Annotated in this window: 1 rRNA gene; it reads right to left on the bottom strand. The window is 53.6% G+C overall.

The annotated features are described in order from the left end of the window. Nucleotides 1-2,274: ribosomal RNA gene (locus LGM42_RS32900) — 23S ribosomal RNA — on the bottom strand; the annotation flags it as partial.

Genomic DNA, 2,274 nt, shown 5'->3' with positions numbered 1-2,274 from the left:
GACCTATCAACGTCCTGGTCTCGAACGACCCTTCAAGGAGGTCAAGCCTCCAGGGATATCTCATCTTAAGGCGAGTTTCCCGCTTAGATGCTTTCAGCGGTTATCTCTTCCGAACATAGCTACCCGGCGATGCCACTGGCGTGACAACCGGTACACCAGAGGTTCGTCCACTCCGGTCCTCTCGTACTAGGAGCAGCCCCCTTCAAATATCCAACGCCCACGGCAGATAGGGACCAAACTGTCTCACGACGTTTTAAACCCAGCTCACGTACCTCTTTAAATGGCGAACAGCCATACCCTTGGGACCGGCTACAGCCCCAGGATGAGATGAGCCGACATCGAGGTGCCAAACACCGCCGTCGATATGAACTCTTGGGCGGTATCAGCCTGTTATCCCCAGAGTACCTTTTATCCGTTGAGCGATGGCCCTTCCATACAGAACCACCGGATCACTATGACCTGCTTTCGCACCTGCTCGACTTGTCGGTCTCGCAGTTAAGCACGCTTATGCCATTGCACTATCAGCACGATTTCCGACCGTACCTAGCGTACCTTCGTACTCCTCCGTTACGCTTTGGGAGGAGACCGCCCCAGTCAAACTGCCTACCATGCACTGTCCCCGACCCGGATCACGGGCCAAGGTTAGAACCTCAAACAAACCAGGGTGGTATTTCAAGGACGGCTCCACCGAAACTAGCGTTCCGGTTTCATAGCCTCCCACCTATCCTACACAGATCGGTTCAAAGTCCAATGCAAAGCTACAGTAAAGGTTCATGGGGTCTTTCCGTCTAGCCGCGGGTAGATTGCATCATCACAAACACTTCAACTTCGCTGAGTCTCGGGAGGAGACAGTGTGGCCATCGTTACGCCATTCGTGCAGGTCGGAACTTACCCGACAAGGAATTTCGCTACCTTAGGACCGTTATAGTTACGGCCGCCGTTTACCGGGACTTCAATCAAGAGCTTGCACCCCATCATTTAATCTTCCGGCACCGGGCAGGCGTCACACCCTATACGTCCACTTTCGTGTTTGCAGAGTGCTGTGTTTTTATTAAACAGTCGCAGCCACCAGTTTATTGCAACCCCTTCACCCTCCTGGCGCAGGCCAGTCAAGCTACAAGGGCGTACCTTATCCCGAAGTTACGGTACCAATTTGCCGAGTTCCTTCTCCCGAGTTCTCTCAAGCGCCTTAGAATACTCATCTCGCCCACCTGTGTCGGTTTGCGGTACGGTCATCGTTAGACTGAAGCTTAGAGGCTTTTCTTGGAACCACTTCCAATTGCTTCGCTCCCGAAGGAGCTCGCGCCACACCCTTGAATTACGCGCCCGGATTTGCCTAAGCGCCTTCTCCAATGCAGCGACCGGGACTTCCAACACCCGGACAACCTTCCGCGATCCGTCCCCCCATCGCATCTAACAATGGTGCAGGAATATTGACCTGCTTCCCATCAGCTACGCATTTCTGCCTCGCCTTAGGGGCCGACTCACCCTACGCCGATGAACGTTGCGTAGGAAACCTTGGGCTTACGGCGAGGGGGCCTTTCACCCCCTTTATCGCTACTCATGTCAGCATTCGCACTTCCGATACCTCCAGCACCCTTTACAAGGCACCTTCGCAGGCTTACGGAACGCTCTCCTACCATGCGAGCAAGCTCGCATCCGCAGCTTCGGTATATAGCTTAGCCCCGTTACATCTTCCGCGCAGGACGACTCGATCAGTGAGCTATTACGCTTTCTTTAAAGGGTGGCTGCTTCTAAGCCAACCTCCTGACTGTTTTAGCCTTCCCACTTCGTTTCCCACTTAGCTATATTTGGGGACCTTAGCTGGCGGTCTGGGTTGTTTCCCTCTTGACACCGGACGTTAGCACCCGATGTCTGTCTCCCGTGATTGCACTCTTCGGTATTCGGAGTTTGCTATGGCGGGGTAATCTGCAATAGACCCCCCAACCATGACAGTGCTCTACCCCCGAAGGTGAGACACGAGGCACTACCTAAATAGTTTTCGGAGAGAACCAGCTATTTCCAGGTTTGTTTAGCCTTTCACCCCTATCCACAGCTCATCCCCTAACTTTTCAACGTTAGTGGGTTCGGACCTCCAGTACGTGTTACCGCACCTTCATCCTGGCCATGGATAGATCACCTGGTTTCGGGTCTACGCCCAGCAACTGAACGCCCTATTCGGACTCGCTTTCGCTACGCCTGCCCTATACGGTTAAGCTTGCTACTGAACGTAAGTCGCTGACCCATTATACAAAAGGTACGCCGTCACCCCTT

It is taken from the genome of Burkholderia sp. AU39826, assembly GCF_020419965.1.
GTDB classification, from domain to species: domain Bacteria; phylum Pseudomonadota; class Gammaproteobacteria; order Burkholderiales; family Burkholderiaceae; genus Burkholderia; species Burkholderia semiarida.
Note: the sequence above shows the minus strand (reverse complement) of the source record. Positions and strands in the feature narration are given on the sequence as shown.